General features: G+C 70.2%; 20 protein-coding genes. 14 read left to right on the forward strand and 6 right to left on the reverse strand.

The genetic code is table 11. The annotated features are described in order from the left end of the window. The first annotated feature begins 75 nt into the window (after nt 1-75). The 3 genes from B7L05_RS03405 to B7L05_RS03415 all read left to right on the forward strand — a co-directional run bounded on the left by B7L05_RS03405 (nt 76) and on the right by B7L05_RS03415 (nt 3,786). Nucleotides 76-1,821, forward strand: coding sequence for an amidohydrolase family protein (locus tag B7L05_RS03405; protein ID WP_085808795.1), 1,746 nt, complete (start codon nt 76-78; stop codon nt 1,819-1,821). Nucleotides 1,822-1,939: 118 nt separating this feature from the next. Next, complete coding sequence (locus B7L05_RS03410) at nt 1,940-3,073, forward strand: glycosyltransferase (RefSeq protein WP_085808796.1); 1,134 nt, start codon at nt 1,940-1,942, stop codon at nt 3,071-3,073. Further along, nucleotides 3,070-3,786: a heparin lyase I family protein gene (locus B7L05_RS03415; RefSeq protein ID WP_144037101.1), complete on the forward strand. Its 717-nt coding sequence runs from the start codon at nt 3,070-3,072 to the stop codon at nt 3,784-3,786. Before B7L05_RS03410 ends, B7L05_RS03415 begins: the two co-directional genes overlap by 4 nt. 9 nt (nt 3,787-3,795) lie before the next feature. Here the strand turns inward: B7L05_RS03415 and B7L05_RS03420 are convergent, their stop codons facing one another. The 3 genes from B7L05_RS03420 to B7L05_RS03430 all read right to left on the reverse strand — a co-directional run bounded on the left by B7L05_RS03420 (nt 3,796) and on the right by B7L05_RS03430 (nt 6,719). After that, complete coding sequence (locus B7L05_RS03420; RefSeq protein ID WP_144037102.1) at nt 3,796-4,521, reverse strand: sugar transferase; 726 nt, start codon at nt 4,519-4,521, stop codon at nt 3,796-3,798. A 90-nt stretch (nt 4,522-4,611) separates the two neighbouring features. Continuing rightward, a complete protein-coding gene (locus tag B7L05_RS03425) occupies nt 4,612-5,808 on the reverse strand; it encodes a polysaccharide deacetylase family protein (protein ID WP_144037103.1) in 1,197 nt (398 codons plus the stop codon). Continuing rightward, nucleotides 5,805-6,719, reverse strand: a complete 915-nt coding sequence (locus tag B7L05_RS03430) for a GNAT family N-acetyltransferase (protein ID WP_144037104.1) — start codon at nt 6,717-6,719, stop codon at nt 5,805-5,807. Before B7L05_RS03430 ends, B7L05_RS03425 begins: the two co-directional genes overlap by 4 nt. 173 nt (nt 6,720-6,892) lie before the next feature. On the opposite strand from B7L05_RS03430, the gene B7L05_RS03435 reads away from it, so the two are divergent. Genes B7L05_RS03435 through B7L05_RS03465 form a run of 8 tightly spaced genes read left to right on the forward strand, consistent with a single transcriptional unit; the run spans nt 6,893 to nt 17,066 of the window. Continuing rightward, nucleotides 6,893-7,957, forward strand: coding sequence for a GNAT family N-acetyltransferase (locus tag B7L05_RS03435; RefSeq protein WP_085808800.1), 1,065 nt, complete (start codon nt 6,893-6,895; stop codon nt 7,955-7,957). Further along, nucleotides 7,950-8,621, forward strand: a complete 672-nt coding sequence (locus tag B7L05_RS03440) for a GNAT family N-acetyltransferase (protein ID WP_085808801.1) — start codon at nt 7,950-7,952, stop codon at nt 8,619-8,621. Before B7L05_RS03435 ends, B7L05_RS03440 begins: the two co-directional genes overlap by 8 nt. Then, entirely contained in the window at nt 8,618-10,252 is a 1,635-nt protein-coding gene (gene murJ / locus B7L05_RS03445; protein ID WP_085808802.1) for a murein biosynthesis integral membrane protein MurJ, read from the forward strand. Before B7L05_RS03440 ends, murJ begins: the two co-directional genes overlap by 4 nt. Then, nucleotides 10,249-11,388, forward strand: a complete 1,140-nt coding sequence (locus B7L05_RS03450) for a glycosyltransferase (protein WP_085808803.1) — start codon at nt 10,249-10,251, stop codon at nt 11,386-11,388. Before murJ ends, B7L05_RS03450 begins: the two co-directional genes overlap by 4 nt. A 25-nt stretch (nt 11,389-11,413) precedes the next feature. Then, nucleotides 11,414-12,160, forward strand: a complete 747-nt coding sequence (locus B7L05_RS03455; RefSeq protein ID WP_085808804.1) for a polysaccharide biosynthesis/export family protein — start codon at nt 11,414-11,416, stop codon at nt 12,158-12,160. A gap of 19 nt (nt 12,161-12,179) precedes the next feature. Further along, nucleotides 12,180-14,546 carry a hypothetical protein gene (locus B7L05_RS16830; protein WP_144037105.1) on the forward strand — a complete coding sequence of 789 codons (2,367 nt, stop codon included), beginning with the start codon at nt 12,180-12,182 and terminating at the stop codon, nt 14,544-14,546. Beyond that, nucleotides 14,524-15,837 (forward strand): O-antigen ligase, encoded by a 1,314-nt coding sequence (locus tag B7L05_RS03460; protein WP_144037106.1) that lies wholly within the window; start codon nt 14,524-14,526, stop codon nt 15,835-15,837. Before B7L05_RS16830 ends, B7L05_RS03460 begins: the two co-directional genes overlap by 23 nt. After that, the gene (locus tag B7L05_RS03465) at nt 15,834-17,066 is read left to right on the forward strand and encodes a glycosyltransferase family 4 protein (protein ID WP_218775983.1); all 1,233 of its coding nucleotides are present in this window, start codon (nt 15,834-15,836) and stop codon (nt 17,064-17,066) included. The genes B7L05_RS03460 and B7L05_RS03465 overlap by 4 nt, the downstream gene beginning before the upstream one ends. Here B7L05_RS03465 and B7L05_RS03470 read toward each other — a convergent pair. Together B7L05_RS03470 and B7L05_RS03475 are read right to left on the reverse strand one after the other, a co-directional pair. Then, complete coding sequence (locus B7L05_RS03470; protein WP_085808806.1) at nt 17,063-17,956, reverse strand: cupin-like domain-containing protein; 894 nt, start codon at nt 17,954-17,956, stop codon at nt 17,063-17,065. The two genes, B7L05_RS03465 and B7L05_RS03470, sit on opposite strands and share 4 nt — an antisense overlap. Continuing rightward, on the reverse strand, nt 17,953-19,083 hold the full coding sequence (locus tag B7L05_RS03475) for a GNAT family N-acetyltransferase (RefSeq protein WP_085808807.1): 1,131 nt from the start codon (nt 19,081-19,083) through the stop codon (nt 17,953-17,955). Before B7L05_RS03475 ends, B7L05_RS03470 begins: the two co-directional genes overlap by 4 nt. 99 nt (nt 19,084-19,182) lie before the next feature. On the opposite strand from B7L05_RS03475, the gene B7L05_RS03480 reads away from it, so the two are divergent. Next, nucleotides 19,183-19,956: an SDR family NAD(P)-dependent oxidoreductase gene (locus tag B7L05_RS03480; protein WP_085808808.1), complete on the forward strand. Its 774-nt coding sequence runs from the start codon at nt 19,183-19,185 to the stop codon at nt 19,954-19,956. Nucleotides 19,957-19,972: 16 nt separating this feature from the next. Here B7L05_RS03480 and B7L05_RS03485 read toward each other — a convergent pair whose 3' ends face one another. Beyond that, the gene (locus B7L05_RS03485) at nt 19,973-20,782 is read right to left on the reverse strand and encodes a SirB1 family protein (RefSeq protein ID WP_085808809.1); all 810 of its coding nucleotides are present in this window, start codon (nt 20,780-20,782) and stop codon (nt 19,973-19,975) included. Nucleotides 20,783-21,161: 379 nt separating this feature from the next. On the opposite strand from B7L05_RS03485, the gene B7L05_RS03490 reads away from it, so the two are divergent. Both B7L05_RS03490 and xth read left to right on the forward strand, forming a co-directional pair. Continuing rightward, nucleotides 21,162-21,353 (forward strand): DUF3606 domain-containing protein, encoded by a 192-nt coding sequence (locus B7L05_RS03490; protein WP_085808810.1) that lies wholly within the window; start codon nt 21,162-21,164, stop codon nt 21,351-21,353. Nucleotides 21,354-21,400: 47 nt separating this feature from the next. Further along, nucleotides 21,401-22,174: an exodeoxyribonuclease III gene (gene xth / locus B7L05_RS03495; protein WP_085808811.1), complete on the forward strand. Its 774-nt coding sequence runs from the start codon at nt 21,401-21,403 to the stop codon at nt 22,172-22,174. The last annotated feature ends 29 nt before the right edge of the window (nt 22,175-22,203 follow it).

Below are 22,203 nucleotides of genomic sequence, written 5' to 3' on the forward strand. Positions count from 1 at the left end.
ACGCTCAGGACCTCCTCAGGGCGAACGGCAGAATGTTCGAAACGTAACGAGTAAGAAACACAGGAGAGAGCCCCCATGTACGACCTGCTCGTCAAGAACGGCACCATCGTCGATGGTACCGGCGCACCACGCTTCCGCGGCGACGTCGCCGTCGCGGACGGCAAGATCGTCGAGGTCGGCGCCATCTCCGGCACCGCGCGCGAGACGATCGACGCGGACGGCTGCGTCGTCACGCCCGGCTTCGTCGATATTCATACGCATTACGACGGCCAGGTGTCGTGGGACAGCGTGCTCGCCCCCTCGTCGATCAACGGCGTCACCTCGGCGGCGATGGGCAATTGCGGCGTCGGCTTCGCACCAGCGCGCGCCGACAAGCACGATTGGCTGATCCAGCTGCTCGAAGGCGTCGAGGACATTCCCGGCACCGCGCTCGCCGAGGGGCTGACGTGGGATTGGGAGAGCTTCCCCGACTATCTCGATGCGCTTGCCGCGCGCGAATATGCCATCGATCTCGGTGCGCACATGCCGCACGCGGCACTTCGCGCCTATGTCATGGGCGATCGCGGCGGCGACCATATGGAACGCCCGACGACGGCTGAGGTCGACCGTATGGCGCGGCTGACGGCGGAAGCGATGGAGGCCGGCGCGCTCGGCTTCTCCACCTCGCGCACGCACGCGCATCGCAGCCGCGACGGGCTCAATATCGGCACGCTGACGGCGGAGGATCCCGAGCTGCTCGGCATCGCCGCCGCGCTGCGCCAGACGGGCAAGGGCGTGATCCAGCTTATCTCCGACGCGTATCTCACCGCCGACGACGCCTTCGCCACCGCCGAGCTTCAGCTGATCCGCCGCCTCGCCGAAACCAGCGGCCGCCGCGTCTCCTTCACCGTGCAGCAGACCGATGACGCGCCCGACCGCTGGAAGAGCATCTATCGCGAAATCGACCAGATGGTGGCGGACGGCCTTCCCGTCAGCGCGCAGGTCGCGCCGCGCCCGATCGGCGCGATCCTCTCCTTCGCGTCCACCACCAACCCGTTCGTCGTCGCGCCGACCTATCGCCGCATCGCGTCGCAGGCGGCATGCGTCGATGATCGCCTGCGCGCGCTCGCCGATCCGCAGGTGCGCGCCGAGATCCTCGCCGAACACGCCGCCTTCCACGCCAGCGAAGGGTTCATCGCGCTGATCACGCGCGGCTATTCGCGCATGTTCCGGATGACCGATCCGGTCGATTACGAACCGCACGAGAGCCAGTCGATCGCTGCCGAGGCGGCGCGCGCCGGGGTCGATCCCGCGGCCTATGTCTACGACGCGCTGATGGAGGAAGGCGGGCAGCGCCTGCTCTACATGCCGCTGATCAACTACGCGAACGGCAACCTCGACGACGTCCACGGCATGATGACGGGCGATCACGTGCTCTACGGCCTGTCCGACGGCGGCGCGCACTGCGGCACGATCTGCGACGGCAGCTTCCCGACGACCACGGTCGCGCTCTGGTCACGCGGTAACAAGGCCGGGCTGTCGACCCCGCTCGAACGCCTCGTCCACGGCTATACGCAGAAGAATGCGGCGCATGTCGGGTGGCACGATCGCGGCGTACTGGCGCCGGGCTATCTCGCCGATCTCAATGTCATCGCGCTCGACGATCTTGCGCTCGCCCCGCCGGAAATCGTGCAGGATCTTCCCGCCGGCGGCACGCGCCTGCTCCAGCAGCCGCGCGGCTATCGCTGGACGGTGAAGTCGGGCGTGCCGACGTTCGAACGCGGTCATTGGACCGGCCGCACCCCGGGCCGCCTGCTGCGCGGCGCGCAACCGCTCGCCTGATCGCGACCATGGGGCGGCGTCTTCCCGAGCGCCGCCCTGCCCGCACCGACCTTCCAGGGCTGATCCGGCGCCAGTCCTGTTAGCCTTCCTCTAATCTTGCCCGCATAAGGCAGGCACCATGCACAGCGCCGCCTGGATCCTCCTTCTGCTGCCGGCCGCGATCTTCGCAGGCTATCCCGCGCTGATCCTCGTCGCCGCCGCGCTTCGCCCGCCCCGCCCGCGCCCCAACCCGCCCGCGGGGTCGCCGCTGCCGATCACGATCCTGATCGGCGCGCACAACGAGGCCGCGACGATCGGCGCGAAGCTCGCCTCGGTCACCGCCGCGCTCGCCGCCTGGCCGGGGCTCGCCGAGGTGATCGTCGCCGACGACGGCTCGACCGACGATACAGCGCGGATCGCTGAAGCCGCCGGCGCGCACGTCGTCCGCGCCCCACGCGGCGGCAAGGCGGCGGCGCTCAACCGCGCGGTCCCGCAGGCGCGCGGCGACGTGATCGTGATGACCGACGCCGATCCGTTATTCGACGAAGGCACGCTTCCCGCGCTCCTCGCCCCCTTCGCCGATCCGCACGTCGGCGCGGTCGCCGGCCATGTCGCGACAATCGGCAAGACCGGGCGTTTCGCAGGCGCCGATCGCTGGTTCCGCGCCTATGAATCCGCGCTCCGCGCTGCGGAGGATCGGCTGTTCGGCTGCGTCTCGGCCGATGGCGGGCTCTACGCGATCCGCCGCGCACTCGTGCCGCTCGTCCCGGCGGACGTCACCGACGATTTCCACATCAGTACCGGCGCAGTTGCGGCGGGCTACCGCATCGCCTTCGCTGACGACGCGCGTGTGTGGGAACACAGCATCGGCGGCGGGCGTCAGCAGTTTCGCCGCCGCGTACGAATTACCGTGCGAGGGCTCACCGCGCTGTGGCGTCGCCGCGTGCTAATGAACCCCTGGCGTACCGGCTGGTATGCGCCCGCGCTCGTCCTTCACAAGGTTGGCCGTCGGCTCGCGCCGCTGTGCCTCGTGCCGCTGTGGCTGATCGCGCTGTGGCTCGGGCTTCACGGATCGGCGTGGTGGGCGCTCGTCGCTACCGGCCTGAGCGCCGCCGCCGCGGTCGCGCTCGCCGGCGCGCTGGGCGTCCGGCTGCGCGGCCCGCTGCGCCTTGTCCACGGCGCGATGCTCCACCTCGCCGGCCTCGCGCTCGGCACGCTGCTGTTCGTCGGCGGGCGTCGCTACGCGCAATGGACGCCGCAGAAACAGGCATGACGCGCGCGCCCCTGCTCCTCACCCCGCCGCTCCTTCTCGCCGCCGGGCTCGCACTCGCGACCGGGCCGGCGGTGGAGCGCGGCGGCGACGATTTCGAGCGCGGGCTGCGGTTCGATCGCCGGCCCTGGGCGCTTGCGCAGCAGGTCAACGGCAGCGTCCGCCTCGCGTCCGCGCCCGATCGGGTGGGCCGCGCGCTACTTGCCGCCGCCGGGCCGAAGCGCGGCGGCACCGTCGCCAAGGCTGATCTCGTCGCGCGCGTCGCGCTGATGCTGCCAGGCACGCGGCTCGAGATCGCGTTCGATTTCCGCGCGCCGGCGACGACCCCGCTCGATTCGCTCCAGCTCGTCGACGTCGAGTGCGCGACCTGTGGCGAGGGCGGCAATCCCGGTATCCGTCTCTATCTGCGGCGCGGCCGGTTGCGGGTCGATCGGTCGAAGATCGGCATTCGTCACGCCTGGACGCGCGACGACGCTCCGACGCTGCGTCCGGACCGCTGGCATCGCATTACGTGGCAGCTACAGCTCGCCCCCGACGATCGCGGCACGACGCGCGTTCTACTCGACGGGCGCGAGGTGCTCGCCGCACGGGGCGCGACGCTTGCCGTGCTGCCGCGGCTCGGGGCGGATCGCATCCAGATCGGCATCACCGCCAATTCGAATCCGGTCCCCGCAAGTGCCTGGTTCGACAACATCGCCGCCACCATCCGCCGCTGACACGCGGCGTCAGTGCGCGCCGTCGCCCCGCTTCACCGCGCTGATGGTCTTCACGATCAGCCCCAGGTCTTGCTTCGCTGACAGCGAGCGGATGTAGCGCACGTCGAGCTCGGCACGCTCGTCGAAGTCGATGTTGGCGCGCCCCGATACCTGCCACAGGCCGGTCAGCCCGGGCTTCACCGCCAGCCGTGGGAGATGCCCCATGCGATACGTCGTCGCATCGAACGACGTCGGCCGCGGCCCCACCAGCGCCATGTCACCGCGCACGACGTTCCACAGGTTCGGCAGCTCGTCGAGGCTGGTCTTGCGCAGCAGGCGCCCGACGCGCGTCACGCGTGGATCGTCGGTCAGCTTGAAATCGGGCGAATCATCGCCGTGAATGTTGTGCGCGCGCAGCTTTGCCTTCAGCGCCTCCGCATCGGTCACCATCGTGCGAAACTTGTACAGGCGGAAGCGGCGGCCGAGATATCCCGTGCGGCTTTGGATGAACAATACCGGCCCGCCGTCGTGCAGCTTGATCGCGATCGCCACCGCGATCATCACCGGCGACAGGACGATCAGCGCACCCAGCGCCAGCACTCCGTCCACCACCGGCTTCAGCCGCCGCACGTAAAGCCCCCGCCGCACTTCCAAATGCAGCGGCACACCGCGCATGTCGCATTCGAACCGCACACGGCGCGCCATGTCCTTGCGGCGTTCGGGGTGCAGCGTTGGCGACAGGGCGGTGTCGGTCATGCGGAATTGGACCCGTAACTCGGCAAGGCGCTCGGCCTCTGCCGGTTTCGCATCACGATTGCGCGGGAAAAGATGGTTAAGAAACATCGCTCAGGCGAAATCGTCGCCGAAACGGCGACGTAATGCGAAAATGATGCGCCTCGTCATGTGCATCGGCGCCAACAGCAGATACCAATAATGGTTCCCCTGCATCAGCCGCACGGCGGCGCGCAGGTACAACCCTTCGATCGCCAGCCAGCGAACGCCGATCGCCCGATCGTCGACGTGGATTCGCGACAGGACCTCGGCGGGCTCATCGGCGGCGTTGCGCCCCTTGCCCCCCGTCGTCGCGCGATAGCCAAGTTGCCGCGCGATCCGCCGTGCCTCGCCGCAGGTCTTGTTCTCCGGCCAGCAGAAGATCTGCGGAGGGCTTCCTAGATGCTCGACAAAAGCGTCGCGGCAGCGCGCAAGATCGCGTTCGATCCGCGTCTCGAACGTGGCGGGGGCCTCGTGCGCGCCATCGATCCAGGCGCGTTCGGCAAGCGCCAGCCCCGATGCCGGGATCGCACTGCCCAGCGGCACCGCCACTGGCGTCTCCAACCGGAACCAGTCGTGCTTCGGCCCCGGCGTCGCGCGCCACTGCATCCACGCGTTGCGCCGCCAGTTGCCAGCGTCGAGCGTGCCGACCACCGCGTCGGATGTCGGCACGCGCGCGTGATCGACGCCGTGCGGCTCGATCTCGAACCCCGCACGATGAAGATCGCGCAACTCGCGCCACCGCATGTATCCTGCCTCGTCGCCATCGAGCCGTATCGTGTCCTCCGGCGCGATGAAGTCGAGCGATGGAAAGAAGGTCGCCGGCATCGCGTAGCGCTCGAGCAACGGCCGCGCGTGGCGGTGGTTGTCGAGATAACCGTCGTCGAAGTGCAGCACCACCGGACGTCTTGGCAGCGGTTCTCCGGCCGCGCGCCGCGCCACCAGGTCGCGTGTCGCCATCACCGTCGCGCCCATCCGCCGCAACGTGTCGAGATGGCGTGCGAACGTGTCGGGATGCACCGCAATATCGCGCGACCACGGTAGCCAGCCAGGCGCCGGGCTCACTGAATGATAGGTGAGGATCGCAACGCCCGGCGGCGCGATCATCGCGCGATGTCCGGCCGCGAGTCCGATCAGCACCGCGACCGCCGCACCGATCGCGCCTGCAATGCCCGGCAGCAGCATCACCGCTGCCGCCGCCAGCGCGACGCCGGCCGTCACGCTTGCCGCCCAGCGTACCACGCGCCGCCGCCGTTCCGCCTTGCGCGTCATGCCTTGCGCGCCCGCAGTCGATCGCGCCACCTTTTGGCACGCGCGCGCAGCACGTCGCGCGCGTGGAGCAGCCACCCGCGCCAGTCGGCCGCATAGACGGTGACGCGATACAGCGTGTCGCATTGGTCGGCGAAGCGCATCTTGTACTCGGCCGGCGACATGCCGTTGCCCATCTTGTCGTACCAGTCGATCGCGGGATCGTCGCAGCACTGCCGGATATGCTCGGCCGCCAACACATAGCCGACAGACAGGTCGGCGTAGCGCTCGTCGTAGCCAACCTTGAGCAGGAACAATCGCCGCCCGCCGACGACGCCGAACTCGAACGCCGCCAGCCGCTCGCCATCCCACAGCAGCGCGATTCGCAGCACACCCGCCGCCGCCGCGCGCTGGACCAGCGCGGTGTAGAACGATCGTTCGGCGGGATTGTCGGCGATCGCCGTCCCGCCGCGCCCCTTCCAGCCCGATCGCTCGACCGACAACATCGCGTCGAACAGGCCCGAAGGGACGGGGTCGTCGGTGCTAAACTCGCACCGCATCTTGTGCTCGCACAGCGCCTCGCGCCCGTCGCGGCGCAGGCGCTGGCGAATTCGCTTGCTGCGCGCGGCGAACCACGTGTCATAGCCGACGCGGCAATCGACCACCGGCGACACCGCGTGCGGCGCGATCCGCGCGCGCGGCCAGCGCGCCGCCGCCGCGAGCAGCACCGCATCGTCTCGTAAATAATCGAAGCGCACGCTCGCCGCCCCGCTCTCCGCCAGCAGCCGCTCCGCCAGATCATCGGCGATCGCGATGCCGGGCGCGGCGTCATAATGCGCGCTGTGCGGATTGGTCGCCCCGCGCAGTCCAGCGAAGGCGAGCGGCCCGATCGGCTCACGCGCCGCGATCATCGGCAGGGCATGGCGGTAGGTCACCGGCCCGAATGCGTCCGACCAGCACGAAAACCAACCATTTCCGAGATGAAAGGGCTCGCCCTCGCGTGCCGCCAGCACTTAACCACTCCGCAATCGCTGCTTGTTAGGTGCCCTCTATCGCGGGCGTCCCAAGAATTGGTGAACGCTGCAAGTCGGGGAAGAACGCCGCCGTCATGACGATCCGATCGACCCTGGTGACGCTGCTCGACGGCGCGGAGGCGATGCGCATCGATGCATTTCTGCGCGACAGTCCCTTCGCCGCCTATCAGCAGTCGCGCGCCTGGCCGCTCGCCGCGCCCCGGCACCCCCGGCGCGAATGGCGCTATTTCGCCGCGTACGACGGCGAGGCGCTGGTCGGCGCGTGCGTCATTCGCGCGACGCGGCTCGCACTCGGCGCGTGGCTCGCAACGATCCAGCGCGGGCCGATCGTCCACGATCCCGCACAGCTCGCACCGGTCCTCGCCGAGCTCGCGCGCGCGCTGCGCGTCGCGGGGTGCTGTTCGGTGCAGATCGGCCCGCGCGTGCGCGGCCGCGCGCTGCCACAGATGGCCGAAGCGATGCGGGCGACCGGCTTCGCCCCGCTGCCCCCCGCCGATCAGGCGCTCCACCACGTCACCGGCATCGTCTGGCTCGACAAGCCGGAGGACGAAATCCTCGCGGGCTTTAAGCAGCGCGCCCGTCGCGCGCTGCGCAGCGCCGACAAGGCGGGGATCGTCGTCCGTCCCGTTGACGGCCCGGACGATCTTGCCGCCTACCAGCGCTTGCTCGACGCCTTCCATGCTAGCCGGCCGGATTATGATCGTTCGGGCCAGGCCGACGCGCGCGCCCAGTCTGCGTTGGTCGCGGCGCTCGGCGGGGCGATGCTGCTGGCAGAGCGCGAGGGTTCGCCGATCGGCGCCCACGCCTTCGTGCGGCAGGCGGACGAGGCGATCTGGCTGTCGCTCGCCACGATCGACCGCGACGGTGCATCGCCCGGCTATCCGTTGCTGTGGGCGGGGATGCGCGCGGCGCGCGATCTCGGCTGCGTCGGCTACGATCTGGCGGGGCTGCCCGATGGCGCGCCCGCCGATCCGGGCGAGGCCGGCCGATTGCAGTTCAAGACCGCTTTCGCGCCGCACCGCCGCCAGATGCCGCCGATGCAGATGGCCGCGCTCGCCCCGCTGCGGCACACCATGCTACTCGGCGCCCGGCGCGCCTATCGCGCCCTTCGCAAACGGCGGGGCGAGGCGCATGGCTGACGGCCGATTGGCCCGGCTGCGTCACCGCCTGCGCCGCGACGGCGTGGGCGCGGTGCTGCGCAAGGCGTTCGCCGATCACGTATTCCGATCGAGCGCGAGCGTCGTGCTCGAAGCGGACAGCCGCGACGTGCGACTCGGCGAGATTCGCGTCGATCCCGGGGTCGCCCTGCTCGCCATCTCCGGCGACGACCCCGTCCCGCCGCTCTGCCCATGGATGCGACACCGCCACGCCGACTTCGCGCGGATGCTGAAGGCGGGGTTGCTTGGTTTCTTCGTGCTGCGCGATCGCATCGCGGTCGGCTGCGCATGGATCGCGCTCAGCGATCATCACGATCCGCGCACGCGCGAATACTATGCCGTTGCACCCGGCGAGGCGTATCATTTCAGCTGGCTGCTCGATCCAGCGGAACGGCCGCGCGGCACTGCGCTGCCGTTCGTCCGCTGGGTCGTCGCCACACTGCGCAATCGCGGAGTCAGGCGCATGTACGGTGTTGTCGACCGCGCCAATCGCGCGTCGTACCGCGTGCTCGAACGGTTCGGCTATCGTGAAAGCGGCACGCTGGTGCGCCACTATGTCCTGCTACACCGCTGCTGGACGCGCGTGTCGCGCTACGACGGCACGCTCGGCCTCTACGATCCGCGCCGCGGGCGCCGCCGGGCATGAGCGGCAGCACGACATCTGACGGCACCGCGACCGTCGCGGGCACCGCGCCGCCGCGCGCGGCCGGCGGGGGAAATCTCCTGCGCTCCACCGGGATCGTGATGCTCGTCCGCGGGCTCGATTTTGGCCTGTCGTTCCTCGTCTCGGTGCTGCTCGCCAACCGCTTCGGTGCATCGGGGCAGCTCGACGCCTTCTTCCTCGCGCGCCGCACGACGGTCGGCTTCGCCGACACGATCCGCAAGCTCGTCGGCCAGATCGTGCTGCCTCCCGTGCTCGCCGCAGTCGACCGCGGCGAGGCGCCGTCGCTCCAACACCTGCCGCGCCGCATGGGCTGGTTCCTGGCGTGTTTCGCACTGGTGATGCTCGCCGGAATGTTCGCGCCGACGCTGTGGGCGCAGGTCTTCGCTCCCGGCTTCCGCGGCGGGCAGCAGGCGCTCACCGCCGGCATGATGCGCATCATGCTCCCGCTGCTTCCGCTCGCCGTCGTCGCCTCGCTGCTCGCCGCGGTGCTCCAGGCGCGCCGCCGCTACCTCCTCAGCGAAGGCACCAACCTCGTCCAGCGCGCGCTGCTCGTTCTCGTCCTCGCGCTGTTCGTCCCGCCGCTCGGCATCGTCGCCGGCGCGTGGACGATGCTTGCCGCCGGTATCGTCGGCTTCCTGATCCTGCTCGCCGGCGCGTGGTCGATCGTCCGACCGACGCGACGCCCTGCCGATCGCCAGCCGACCGTCGCCCCGCCCGAGACGAAGGGTGGCGGCATGGCCGCCGCGATCGTCATCAACGTCTATTTTCAGGCGAGCGCACTGCTTGATTTCGCCTTCGCGACGATTGGCGGCGAAGGCAATGTCGCTTCACTCGAATATGGCTCGCGCCTCGTGTCGCTAGTCCCCGGCCTCGTCATGTCGAGCCTCGCGACGGTGCTGACGCCCGAACTGATCCGCGCGGTCCAGCAATCCGATCGCGCCGCCGCCGCCGCCGGGATCCAGCGCTTCCAGCGGATCGGCGTGTTCGCACAGATGCCGGTGTCGGTCGGCATGATGCTCGGCGCGCCGCTGATGGTCAGCGCGCTGTTCGGCCACGGCGCATTCGGGCCGCAGGCGATCGCCACCGCCGCCGCGTGCACCGCCGGCTATGCCGCCGCAGCGATCTTTCTCGCGCCGATGAGCGCGATCACCACCTCGATCTACGCCGATCCGCACGCCCCCGCGCTGCGCGATCTCACCGTGATCGCGGTCGCCGGCACGGTGTTGCGCGTCGCCGTCCTCGCGGTCGCCGCGCCGATCTGGGGGGCGCCGGGCATCGCCTGGGGCGCGGCGATCGCCACCGCGCTAACTTGTGCCGTAGCGCAGATCGTGGCGGTGCGGCGCTTCCACCATTTCACGCACCGCGCGCAACTCGTCGACTTCGCGCAGACCGCCGCCTGTGCGCTGATCGCTACCGGTGCGGGCGTGTTGCTGCTGCGGCTCGTTCCCCACACGCACAAGCTGTTCGGCGAACTCGCGCTGCTCGCCGCGCTCGGCGCGCTGATCGTCGTCGTCTATGCCGCCGCCGCCGCGCTGCTGCGTGTGCCCGAGATGGCGGCGCTGCGCGAGGTCGCGGCCAAGCTGCTCGCCCGCCGCCGCGCGCGCCGCGCATGACGCCGCCCGTCACGCCACGGCGCATCGCGTTCCTGCTCCCGCATTTCCGCACCGGCGGGGCGGAGCGTGTCGTGCTCCACTGGATCGAGGCACTCGATCCCGCGCGCTGGCAGCCGGTGCTGCTGCTCGGAAGGCTCGACGGCGACTTGCTCGAACACGTACCGCCGTACGTCACCGTCGCGGCGATCGGCGGCGGCCGCGCGTTGCGTCGCCCGTTGCGCATCGCCCGCTCGCTCGCCGCGCACCGTATCGACGTCGCCTATTCCGCGACGTCGGCGATGAACCTCGCGCTGCTCGCCGCGCCGACGCGGGTGCCGCGCATCACGTCCGAACACACGCCACCCGACGCGTTTCGCCGCGAATCGAAGTGGCCGTGGCTGCGCCGCGCCGCGACGCGCCTGCTCACTCGCCGCGCCGCCGCCGTCGCGGTGCCGACCGCTGCGATCGGGTCCGTCGTGCGCGGCGCGCCCGTCGCGCTGGTCCGCAATCCCGTCCTGCGCACCGCCCCGCCGCCGCTCGGCGACAAGCCTCTGCACGGCACGCATCTCGTCGCCGCCGGTCGCCTCGTGCCGGCCAAGGGGTTCGATACGCTGATCGATGCCGCCGCGCTGCTCGCCGCGCGTGGCCAGCCGTTCACGCTCGCAATCCACGGCGACGGCCCGCTCCGCACCACGCTTCAGGCGCAGATCGACGATCTCCGGCTCGGCGACCGCGTGACGCTCGCCGGCCACGCCGCGCATCTCGCGCCGCTGCTCGCCGGCGCCGATCTCATGGTCTCGTCGTCACGCCGCGAAGGCTTCGGCAACGCGCTGATCGAGGCGATGGCGCTCGGCACGCCCGTGCTCGCCGCCCGCGCCGGTGGCCCCGAGACGTTCATCGACGAGGCCGCGAATGGCTTCCTCGTCCCGCCCGACGATGCGCCCGCGCTCGCCGACACGATCGCCGCGCTGCTCGCCAATCCCGCGCGGCGGCTATCGGTCCGCGCCGCCGCGCGTGATACCGCCGCACGCTACACCGTCGCGGCTTCGGTCGCCGAGTTCACTGCATTGCTCGACGGCGTTCTAGCCGCGACGCCCGGTGCCGCCCCGCGCGGTCAACACCGGCTTAACGCTAAAGTTACGGCCCCTGCGCCATAGCGCCATCCTCCCTGCGAGAGGTCCGATGCGTCCAATCTTCCGTTCTTTCCTGATCGCGCTCCCCCTCGCGGCCTGCGCCGGCCCGGTGCGCTACGCCCCCGCGCCCGAAGTGCCGATCACCGCTGGCTCGGTCGATCTCGCGCGCGAGGCGAGCCGCATGGTCGAGGATCGGCTGAACCAGGACGGCGATTTCCGTCCCGGCGATCTCGTGCGCCTGTCCTTTCCCTATACGCCGCAGCTCAACACCGACCAGCGGGTCCAGCTGTCGGGCTCTATCAGTCCGCCGCTGCTGCCACCCTTGTCGATCCGCGGGCTCAGCACCGCCGCGCTGCAGGCGCGCCTCAAGTCGCTGTACCGGGCCAAGCTCGCCCGCCCCGACGTCTCGGTCGCGCTGCTCGAATACAACCGCCCGCCGCCCCCGCCCGAGATCTTCGTGCTCGGTGAAGTCGTGAAACCGGGCAACTTCCCGTATCGCGACGGCACCACGCCGTTCGAGGGGCTGGCGCGCGCCGGCGGCGGCAATCGCGATGCCGATCTGACGCGGGTCGTGATGCTCACCCCGGTCGGCGACCGGCTGGAGGCGCGGATGCTCGATCTTTCCGCCACGCTCCACGGCAGCACGCGCGCGATCGACGTTCTGCCGCCGTACACGATCCTGATCGTGCCGCCGACGGGTCTCGCGCGCGACGCCGATCGGTCGCGCCAGATCCGCCAGATCATCGGCTTCAACGGGTTCAACATCGGATCCGCCATCACGCTGATCCAGCCGTGATTCGCGGGGAGCATCGCTGATGGCCATCGGCCTCGTCTATCTGCGCATCGTCCTGTCGCGCTGGCGCCTCGTCCTCACGCTCATCGCGCTTGGCGCGATCGGCGCCTGGGCGGTCAGCGTCTTCTATCTCGCGACCAAGCCGAAGTTCGAGGCGGCGGCACGGCTCAACATCGTGCCCACCGCGGAAGAGCTCGGCTACGCCAGCCGCTTCGTGCGCGGATCGACGTTCGACGGCGGCAGCGTGCTGCTCGGCACCTATGCCGAATACGCGCACACGCGCCCTGTCGTTGCGCCGATCGTCGATCGCTACATCGCCGAGGCCGCGGCGGCGCAGGGCATCAGCCCGCGCGCCTGGCTCGCCGCGAACACCGGGGCGCCCGGCTTCTCGCCCGGCCGCATCCTCGCCATCCTCAATTACGGCGAGGCACCCGTCGTCCCGTTGCGCGACGAAATGATCGAGGAGCTGACCGAGAACACCAAGATCGAAACCGTCGAGGGCACCTATCTCCTGCGCCTCGCGGTCGAGTGGGAAGACGCCAAGTCCGCCGCTTGGTTCGCCAACGCACTCGCCGACGCGATCATCGCACGCGCCGAAGTCGCCTCGCGCAGCACCGGGCGCGAGATCGCCGGCACGCTCGAGGAACGGCTCGCGGCGAAGCGCGCCGAGCTCGCCGCCGTGCTGCGCCAGAGCCGCGGGCTGAAATCCTCGATCGGCGTCGTCGACCTCGATCGGCAGAAGACCGCGCTGCTCGAGGCGCGCCTCACCGAACAGGCGCAGCTCACCACCGATCGCGCCGCGCTCGATTCGGCGAAGAGCCAGGTCGCCGCGCTGCGCAGCCAGTCGAGCGGCAAGCTCACCGGCGCGCAGAACACCGTCGATCAGACGCTGGCGATCGAGGCGCCGCGCGCTGCCGGGCTCGAACGCAGCGTCGCGATCCGCGCCGCGCGGATCGGCCAGATCGATCGCCAGATTGCCGGGCTCGGCGGCAGCGAGGATCGCGTCAAGGCGCTCGACGATCGCGCCGCGCTGCTCCAGCAGGAGGTCACCGCGCTCACCGAACGCGTCAGCTTCAGCCAGACCGAGAACCTCGCCAACGCGCCGCGCATCCAGCTGATCGAGCGCGCCACGCCGCCGCTCACCCGGTCGAGCCCGAAGGTTTTCTTCAACACGGTACTTGGCTTCATCGGGGGCTGCGCGCTCGCCGCCTGCGCGCTGCTCCTGCTTGGCCCCGCCAAGCCCAAGGAGCGCGCAGGGGAAGAAACGCGCGACGGGCACGACCAGGCGGCTACCGACGCGGAAGCGCCGCGGCCCGTCGACACGCCGCGACCCGACGTCGCACCACCCGTCGATACGTCACCAACGGCTTCGAACGAGCCGCAACCGGCCGACGCCGCTCCACTCGATCCGCCTGCCGAACCCCGTCCGCTCGCCGCCGTTCACACGATCCGTCGCGAAGCTCCGCGCCCGATCGTCGAGACGCCGGCGCTGCGCCGACCGCGCGAGGCAGGCAACGTCGCGCTCCGCTACGAGGAGCTCGCACTCGCCGGCAACGCCGCGCTCGCCCGCGACGTCGCGCCGTACCACGACGATGACGTCACCTGGCCGATCACCGTCGCCGCGCGTCCCGAGGCTGCCCCCGTTGTACCGATCGATCCGATCGACGAGCCCGAACCCGCGCTCGTCAATCCGTCTGACGCGACGGAGCAGCCAGCCTCGGCCGAGATAGACGCACGGTATCCGCCCGCACAGCCGGAATCCGCAGCACCCGACGTGCCCGCCGAGCCAGAGGTTGAGCCTGCGACCGCACCGGGCGAAAGGACCCCTGCCACCGAAGCGCCAGTCACGCCCGTGCCTGAGCCGATCGCGGCAGAACCAGTCACGGCGGTCGCCACCACCGCTCCGGCGGTTGACGAGGCCCAGCCCGTCGACGCGCCGATCACCGACCGCCGCTTCCCCGGCACGCTGCCGCGCCCGGCCAATGGTACGGCTTACGCGGCGGACGAGATCGCGCGCCTCCACCCGCGCCTTGGCGTATGGATGTTCGAGCAGCTCGCCCCCGACGATCGCGGCCTGTTCGTCGGATCGATCGGGCACGAGGAAGACGCCCGCCAGCTCGCGCAATTCCTCCACGCCGCGCTCGGCCGCGACGACGTCGCACTCGCCGTGGTCGACGGGCGGCAGCCGGGCAGCCGCTGGAATCGCGCCGGCAAGCCTTTCGTCTACCTCGGTCGGCTCGGCGATAGCACGGTCGCCGATACGCTCGCACGCATGCCGGCGGACGCGCATCTGGTGCTCGCGACTCGGCCTGGCGATCCGCAGGACTGGCGTCGGTCGCTCGGCCTCCGCGCGCCGCACCCCGCTCATGTCGTCGCGCTCGATCGCTGAGGCGCCGCTCGCGGTACCCCCAGCCACCGCCGCGACAATGCGCGCGGTGGCGATGGTACCGCTGCTCGCCTACGCCGTCCTGACGCAGCTCGACGCGGTGGCGAACCGCATCTCGGCCGGCCTGCCGATCGGGACGACCGAGCTGATCCTCGCCGCACTGCTCGGCAGCACCGCGCTGCTGCTGCTCTCCCCCACGCCTGCCGCATCGGCATCCGGCGGCAACCACACGGGCGCGCGTCTGATCGCGGCGATGTTCTGCTGGGCGGTGTTTAGCTGGACGATGTCGCGCCACGCCGACGCCGGGCTCGATTATCTGCAGAAGCTCGCCATCGCGCTGCTTCCCGCCTTCTGCGTCCTGGTGATCGTCAATACGCCCGCGCGGCTGCGCTGGCTGCTATGGGCGATCATCGCCGCGGGCGCGGTCTCCGCCGCGATCGTCGTCGCCGAATGGCGCACCGGCACGCGTATCGTTTCCACCTCGATCGCCGCCACCACCGCTGGGTTCGAAGGCGTCGCGCGCTCGGCTGGCGGCTCGGATCAGAACCCCACCACCGCGGCACAGATGCTGCTCGTCTCGCTGCTGCTCGCCAGCGGCTGGCTGTTCTCGGGCAAGCGGCTATGGCGCGTCGTGCTCGCCGGCGTGATGGCGCTTGGCACCTTCGCGCTCGTGCTCGCCTCGGCGCGCTCGGCGATCATCGGCTATGCCGCGGGGCTCGGCCTCATCGGCCTGTCGTTCCGCCACAAGCCCTATTTCCCGCTGCTCGTCCTCGCCGGGATCGTCGCCGCGATCGGCGCGCTTCCCTTCCTGCCGCCGACGCTCATTGCGCGCTTCACCGCAATCGGCGACTTCGGCCTCGATCCAACGCTCTATCGCCGCATCACCTATCTGCGCATCGGTGCGGACCTCATTGGCCAGTCGCCGATCTGGGGCGTCGGCCCGGGCAATTTCCCGCTCTACTACGTGACCGACGCCTATCGCTGGATGCCGGGGCGCGAGGTCTACCCGCGCGAGTTGCACAATACCTATCTCGATGCGGCGACCGAATATGGCATCGTCGGGTTTCTCTTGTTCGCCGCCGCGCTCGGCTACGCGTTGCTCTCGGCGTGGCGGGCAGCGCAGTCGGCGTCGCCGCCGCTCGCACGTATCGGCATGGCGGTTGGCGTCGCGCTCGCCGGGCTGATGGTCGCGTGCTTCTTCATGCCGCATAAGGATTTGCGCTACCTCTGGCTGTTGGTGGCGATCGCCATCCAGTGCGGCCGGCTGGCGCGTGCGCAGGAGCGTATTCCGTGAACCCCGCCCCCCTGAAGCTCGCGGTGATCGTCACCGAATTTCCCAAGTCGACCGAGACGTTCATTTACCGCGATCTGGTCACCTTTTTGGACGCCGGCGTCGAGCTGCGCCTGTACCATGTCGCGCCGTACCGCGCGAAGCAGACGCTGCACGGCTTTGCCCGGCCGCTCGCCGCGCGCGCGGTCGATCTCGGTTTCTGGCAGCCCGCCGCGCTGCTGCGCGCACTCGCCCGCCGTCCGCGCGCAGTGATCGGCGGCATTGCCAGGATGCTGTGGGCCTATCGCGCGCACCCAAAGATCGCCGCCAAGTCGCTCGCGCTCGTTCCCAAGGCGCTCGCCATTGCCGACGACGCGCGTGCCTGGGGCGCGACTCACGTCCACGCCGAATTCGCCGGCCACCCGGCAACGGCGGCGTGGCTCGGGCACCGCGCGGGCGGCGCACCCTATTCGGTCAGCTGCCGCGCGCACGATCTGTTCCGCACGCAGGCGCTGCTTGGCGATAAGCTCGGCGAGGCGCAGGCCGTGCGCACCGTCAGCGATTTCGGCCGCGCCTTTCTGCAGCGGACGGTGCCGGCCATGGGGACGCGCGACATTCACGTCATCCACTCGTCGGTGGACGTCGCGCGGATCAGTCCGGTCGAGACGCCGCCGTCGACCACGCCGTTCCACATCCTCTACGTCGGCGCGCTCGAGCCCAAGAAAGGCGTCAGCCATCTGCTTGACGCCCTCGTCGTCGCGGGAAACCGCCTCGGCGACTGGCGCTGCACGCTGATCGGCCACGGGCCGGACGCGGACGCGCTGCGCGCCCGCGCCGCCGCGCTCGGCCTGGGAGATCGCGTTCGGTTCGCCGGCATGCAGCCGTTCGAGGCGGTGGCGGAGGCCTATGCCACCGCCAGCGTGTGCGTCGCGCCCAGCGTGATCGGCCCCAACGGCCGGCAGGAAGGCATTCCCAACGTGATGATCGAGGCGCTCGCCTATCAGCGCCCGGCGATCACCACCGCGATCTCGGGCATCCCCGAACTGATCCGCGACGGCGATACCGGGCTGCTCGTACCGCCGGGCGACGCCGCCGCGCTCGCCGCCGCGTTGCTACGCGTCCACGCCGATCCCGCCGCCGCGCTGGCGATGGCGCGGCGTGGCCGCGCGCATGTCGCACGCGATTTCGACCTCGCGGTCAACGCGCGCCGCCAGCTCTCCTTGTTCTTTCCAGAAACGACGCCTGCCGCTTAATAGGCGGAGCGGTCGTGCTCCTTGCCGATCACGCGTTTCGCCGCGCCGACCGCGCTCTTGTACAGCCGATGACCCGCCACCTTCGCCGCGTCGAGCGCCGGCGCACTGCCAGGTATGCCCGGCGCGATGCCGATCCCGCGCATCCGCTGATTGACACGGTGCAGCCGCGCCTCGCCGTCGCTCATCCGCGATCGCCAAGTGATGCTGAACGAGATCGACGGCTCGGCGCCGTTCTGCACCCAGTGCGGTGCTTTGACGGGGACGTACACCGCCTCGCCCGCGCCCATGGGATAGTCGGTCGCCTTGGCGTCGAACGCCGGGTCGTGCCGCATGTTGCGGTGCGCGCCGCCACGGTGGAACGCCTCGTGCACCGTCTGCGGCACGATCGACAGGTCGCCCGCGGGATAGACGCGCATCGTCTTGCGCCCGGCGATCTGCAGCAGGATGTTGTGCTCAGGATCCATGTGGAACGGCGTCACCGAATTGGGCGCCGAGAGGAAAATGAACGCCTCGCGCCGTCGGTATTCGCCCGTCGCCGCCGCCGTGATCGGGGCGATCTCGGCGAGGCAGGCGTCGATCAGCGCGGCATAGGCGGGATCGACGTCGACCTTCTTCAGCACCATCCAGCAGCCGTTGTCGGCGATCGTCCGCACGATCTCGCCGGGTGACATCGCCGCCTGCGCGATCGCGTCGGGACGCTGGTCGACCTTCAGATTGCCGAGGTTGTGCTCGACATGGCTTGCCGGCAGCCGCTCGGCGAGCGCCGCCAGCGCCTCGCGCTGGAACAGCGGGTGATCGTGCAGCTGGTGCCGCACCGGCGCCGACGCACCGGGATAGGCGGCGGCGAAGCGGTCGAGGCCATCGGCGGTGAAGCAGGCGTGCGTCGTCATGCTGCCGTCTCTCCCACATCGGGGTTAAGCGCACGTTGCCGCCGCGCGCGCCACATCGCCTGCCCGCGACACAGCAGCCGCGAGCGGAGCGTCGGGTGCGGCACGATCAGCGACACGATCGTGCGCCGATCCGGCCAGATGCGGTCGATCATCGGATGGCCCGCGCGCGCGCAACTGTCGACGCGTGAAAGACGGCGTACGTCGAGCGCATACGCAAGATACTCCATCTCGATCAGCACCCCGGGCGAGAAGCTCGCCCATTCCTCGTCATAGGCGATCTTGAGCTGGAACGCCTCGTCGCCGCGCTCGAGGTTCGCGAGCATCGCGATCGGCTGCCCGCCCACTGTCATGCGATGGAAGTCCAGCTCACCCGCCGCGTGCGCCGCGGCGATCATCGCGCGGAAACACGCCTCGGTCGCCGGATCGGCCGCGGCCGCCACCCCCTCGCGCCCCTTCCACCCGGTCTGCTCGAGCGCGAACAGTGCGTCGATCCACGGCCCAACGTCCTCCCCCGCCGCCAGCCGCTCGAAGCGCAGCGCGCCGCGGTCGGCGAGTCGCGCGCGCAGCCGGCGATGCTCCTTCAGCACCTTGCCGCGCACGTGCTGCGCGGCGTGCTCGGCGCTCGACAGCCCGGCGTGCAGCACAGCGCGGGCGTAGCGGCGCGTCTCGTAGAACGGCCGCCCGCGCGCGCCGAGCACCGCCAACAGCGCCCGCGTCGACGCGCTGTCGCGATCGATCGCGGACAGTCGCAGCCACTGCCCTGGCGCGCGCGCCAGCGCCGGCAGCGCGGCCTGCCAGAACGCGGTTTCGTGCCCCGGTAGCACTAGCGGCTCGCCAAGTGCGCGCAGCCGCTGGTCCCAATTCTCGACGAACAGCGCGATGCCGCGCGCCGTCTTGGTCCGTAGCGGCAGCGCGCCGATCAGCCGCGCGCCCTCCCACACGAGCAGCAACCGCACCCGCCCGCTCTCCGGCAGCAGCTGCCCCGCCGCGACGCCGGCGGGGGCGTAGAACGGGTTCGCCGCCCCCGCGTCACGCGCCAGCACGTCCCACGCGGCCAGCGTCGCATCGTCGACCGACAGCGTGACGATCGCCGCACGCCCGTCCGCCATTCCATCCTGCCTGCTCATCCCGCCGCGCGTAGCGCGTAAGTGCTGACCTTTGGTTCACGCGCGCTGGACTTGCGCACAAGCCGCGCCGAAACTGCGCAAAAGATACGGGAGAGACGCATGGACCTGAACCTTGCCGGCAAGGCGATCCTCGTCGCCGGTAGCAGCCGCGGCATCGGGCGCGGCATCGTCGAGGCGCTGCTCGGCGAAGGGGCGCGCGTCGCAATCACCGCGCGCGGTGCCGACGCGCTCGCCGCCACCCATGCCGATCTCGCCAACCGCTTCGGTGCCGACGCGATCCGCAGCTTCGCCGGTGACATGACCGCGTCCGCCACCGTCGAGGAAGCGCTGGCGGACGCCGAAGCCGCGTTCGGCCCGCTGTGGGGCGCGGTCGCCAACGTCGGCCTGCATCCCTGCCCGCCCGGCTTCGAGGTCGACGACGCCACATGGCGCGGCGGCTTCGCGCAGAACCTCGATTCGGCCTTCTTCCTCGCCCGCGCCGCGCTGCGCGGCATGACGGCGCGGGGCGCCGGATCGGTGCTGCTGATCAGCTCGATCGCCGGCCTCGCCGCCAAGGGCACGCCGCTCACCTACGGCACCGCGAAGGCAGCGATGAACCACCTGTCGCGCGAACTCGCGGTCATCGCAGGGCCGACAGGGGTGCGCGTCAACACGATCGCGCCGGGCAACATCATCTTTCCCGGCGGCGACTGGGAGGAGCGATCGACCGGCGCGCGCGCGCAGAGCTGGTGGCGCTGGATCAAGCGCGAGGTACCGCTGCAGCGCTTCGGCACCCCGGACGAGATCGGCCGCGTTGCTGCCTTCCTGCTCAGCCCCGCCGCCAGCTTCGTCACCGGCGCGGTGATCCCCGTCGATGGCGGGCAGGACCGCTAGCGGCGCGTCATCCGCGTCAGGTACGGTGCGACAGCGCGTCGAGCGCGGCGAAGATATGCGCGCGCAGGCTCGGCTCGCGCGTCATCTCCAGCATCGCGCTCAGGCTCGATCGCGCGCCCGCGACGTCGCCATGCAGCAGTTCGAGCCGCGCGCATTCCCACCAGCCGTGCGCGTGCGCTGGCGCGATCGTCGTGATGCGTCGGAACAGCGTCAGCGTGCGGTCGGCCTGCCCCGCCGCCTCGGCGCGCGTCGCCTGGTTCATCAGCAGCCGCACCAAGATCGTGCGGTTGGTCATCGGCATCAGATGCTCGCCCGTCACCATCGCGTCGGGTCCAAGCGCGCGCTGCAACAGGCGGGCAAGCTGCGGCGCGCCCGTCACCCGCCCCGCGGCGAAGGGGTCGATCAGCACCGGCTCCGTCGCCGATCCGATCCGCACCAGCACGTGCCCCGGCGTGTTGAGCGCGTCCGCCTCCCAGCTCATCCGTCGCGCCGCGGCGACGTACAGGATGGCGAGGCTCACCGGCAGCCCGCGGCGCCGGTCGATCACGCGGATCAGATCGGCATTGTCGGGATCGTCGTACGTCTCGAAGTCGCCGACGAAATCGTGCTCCTCCGCGATCACTTGCGCCAGCACCGCGGCGCGCTCCGCCGCCGTTTCTGCCCCGCCGCCCACTTCGACCAGCCGTTCGGTGAGTTCGCTCAGCAGATCGGCGTAGGGGGCAAGCGATACGTCGGGGTGGTCGAGCTTCGCGATCCGCAGTGCCTCGGCATCAATCAGGATCGCGTCGTCGTCGAGCAGTCCGAGATGGACGATTTCGTCTTCCATGATCGTCAGACGACTGTTTCCCGGCGATGTTCCCGCGCGTCGTCCTGCTCCAGATTGGTACGTCGCACGCCCCGCACAAAAGACGAAGGGCCGCCCCCCGCCTCAGCGGGGAACGGCCCTTCCATTGTCAGCCACCGAAGGCTGGCGTCCTTATCGGTGGGCGAACTTCCCGAGGGAGGTCGCTTCCACCGAACCCGCCTTCAGCGGCGTGAGACAATGAGACATTCGACCACCTCCTTTCAGTTGTTGAACAGTGATCGCGATATGGAAAGGCGAACGGAAAGTTCAAGTCCGCCAGCCACTTACAAGCTGGGGATAATTGCGTCGGCGGAACCGAAGCGGAGAATCGCGGATTCCTGCCGCAGCGAAGGAGAGAGTGATGGCGGACGATAAGACCAAGCAGGGCGCGGCAGATCGCGCGCGCGTCGCGGCAGGCGAGAGTTATGAGGTCGAGTATTTTGCACGTAAGCACGGCATAAGTGCGGACGCGGCGCGCGATCTCATCCACAATATCGGCAACGACCGCGCGAAGCTCGATGCCGCCGCCGAGCAACTGAAGAGGACCGGCTGAAGACGGCTGAACGAGACGGGGCGGGCAGGATCGGCTAATCAGCCGCCGTGCGGATCGCGACCTACAACGTCAACGGCGTCAACGGCCGGCTGCCTGTCCTGCTGCGCTGGCTCGAGCAGACGACGCCGGACATCGTGTGTCTGCAGGAGCTGAAGGCACCCGACGCGCGCTTTCCCGCCGCGGCACTTCAGGCGCTCGGCTATGACGCGATCTGGCACGGGCAGAAGAGTTGGAACGGCGTCGCGATCCTGTCGCGGGTCGGCTCGATTCACGAGACTCGGCGCGGGCTGCCGGGTGATCCCGATCCGGCGCAGAGCCGGTACATCGAGGCCGCGGTCAACGGCATCATCGTCGCCGGCCTGTACCTACCCAACGGCAATCCGCGTCCCGGTCCGAAGTTCGACAATAAGCTCGCCTGGTTCGATCGGCTGATCGATCACGCGCGAACGCTGCTCGACACCGGCGCACCGGTGCTGCTCGCCGGCGACTTCAACGTCATGCCGACGGCGCGGGATGTCTACAAACCCGAACGCTGGCTCGACGACGCGCTGTTCGCGCCGGAGGTGCGCGACCGCTACGCGCGCTTGCTCGATCAGGGCTGGACCGACGCGCTGCGCCACCTTCATCCCGACGAAACGATCTACACCTTTTGGGATTATTTCCGGAACGCCTACACCCGCGACGCCGGGCTGCGGATCGACCACCTGCTGCTAAGCCCCGCGCTCGCGCCGCGCCTCGCCGACGCAGGCGTCGATCGCGCCGTACGCGGGTGGGAGAAGACTAGCGATCACGCCCCGACGTGGATCACGCTGGCCGACTGATCCTTCCCGCCTGTCGTTCCTCCGGCTTT

This window comes from Sphingomonas sp. TZW2008, from assembly GCF_002117915.1.
Classification (GTDB): Bacteria; Pseudomonadota; Alphaproteobacteria; order Sphingomonadales; family Sphingomonadaceae; genus Sphingomonas.

Coding starts and splice junctions, on each gene's coding strand:
- B7L05_RS03405 (WP_085808795.1), top strand. CDS start 76: ATGTACGACCTGCTCGTCAAGAACGGCACCATCGTCGATGGTACCGGC.
- B7L05_RS03410 (WP_085808796.1), top strand. CDS start 1,940: ATGCACAGCGCCGCCTGGATCCTCCTTCTGCTGCCGGCCGCGATCTTC.
- B7L05_RS03415 (WP_144037101.1), top strand. CDS start 3,070: ATGACGCGCGCGCCCCTGCTCCTCACCCCGCCGCTCCTTCTCGCCGCC.
- B7L05_RS03420 (WP_144037102.1), bottom strand. CDS start 4,521: ATGACCGACACCGCCCTGTCGCCAACGCTGCACCCCGAACGCCGCAAG.
- B7L05_RS03425 (WP_144037103.1), bottom strand. CDS start 5,808: ATGACGCGCAAGGCGGAACGGCGGCGGCGCGTGGTACGCTGGGCGGCA.
- B7L05_RS03435 (WP_085808800.1), top strand. CDS start 6,893: ATGACGATCCGATCGACCCTGGTGACGCTGCTCGACGGCGCGGAGGCG.
- B7L05_RS03440 (WP_085808801.1), top strand. CDS start 7,950: ATGGCTGACGGCCGATTGGCCCGGCTGCGTCACCGCCTGCGCCGCGAC.
- murJ (WP_085808802.1), top strand. CDS start 8,618: ATGAGCGGCAGCACGACATCTGACGGCACCGCGACCGTCGCGGGCACC.
- B7L05_RS03450 (WP_085808803.1), top strand. CDS start 10,249: ATGACGCCGCCCGTCACGCCACGGCGCATCGCGTTCCTGCTCCCGCAT.
- B7L05_RS03455 (WP_085808804.1), top strand. CDS start 11,414: ATGCGTCCAATCTTCCGTTCTTTCCTGATCGCGCTCCCCCTCGCGGCC.
- B7L05_RS16830 (WP_144037105.1), top strand. CDS start 12,180: ATGGCCATCGGCCTCGTCTATCTGCGCATCGTCCTGTCGCGCTGGCGC.
- B7L05_RS03460 (WP_144037106.1), top strand. CDS start 14,524: ATGTCGTCGCGCTCGATCGCTGAGGCGCCGCTCGCGGTACCCCCAGCC.
- B7L05_RS03470 (WP_085808806.1), bottom strand. CDS start 17,956: ATGACGACGCACGCCTGCTTCACCGCCGATGGCCTCGACCGCTTCGCC.
- B7L05_RS03475 (WP_085808807.1), bottom strand. CDS start 19,083: ATGAGCAGGCAGGATGGAATGGCGGACGGGCGTGCGGCGATCGTCACG.
- B7L05_RS03480 (WP_085808808.1), top strand. CDS start 19,183: ATGGACCTGAACCTTGCCGGCAAGGCGATCCTCGTCGCCGGTAGCAGC.
- B7L05_RS03485 (WP_085808809.1), bottom strand. CDS start 20,782: ATGGAAGACGAAATCGTCCATCTCGGACTGCTCGACGACGACGCGATC.
- B7L05_RS03490 (WP_085808810.1), top strand. CDS start 21,162: ATGGCGGACGATAAGACCAAGCAGGGCGCGGCAGATCGCGCGCGCGTC.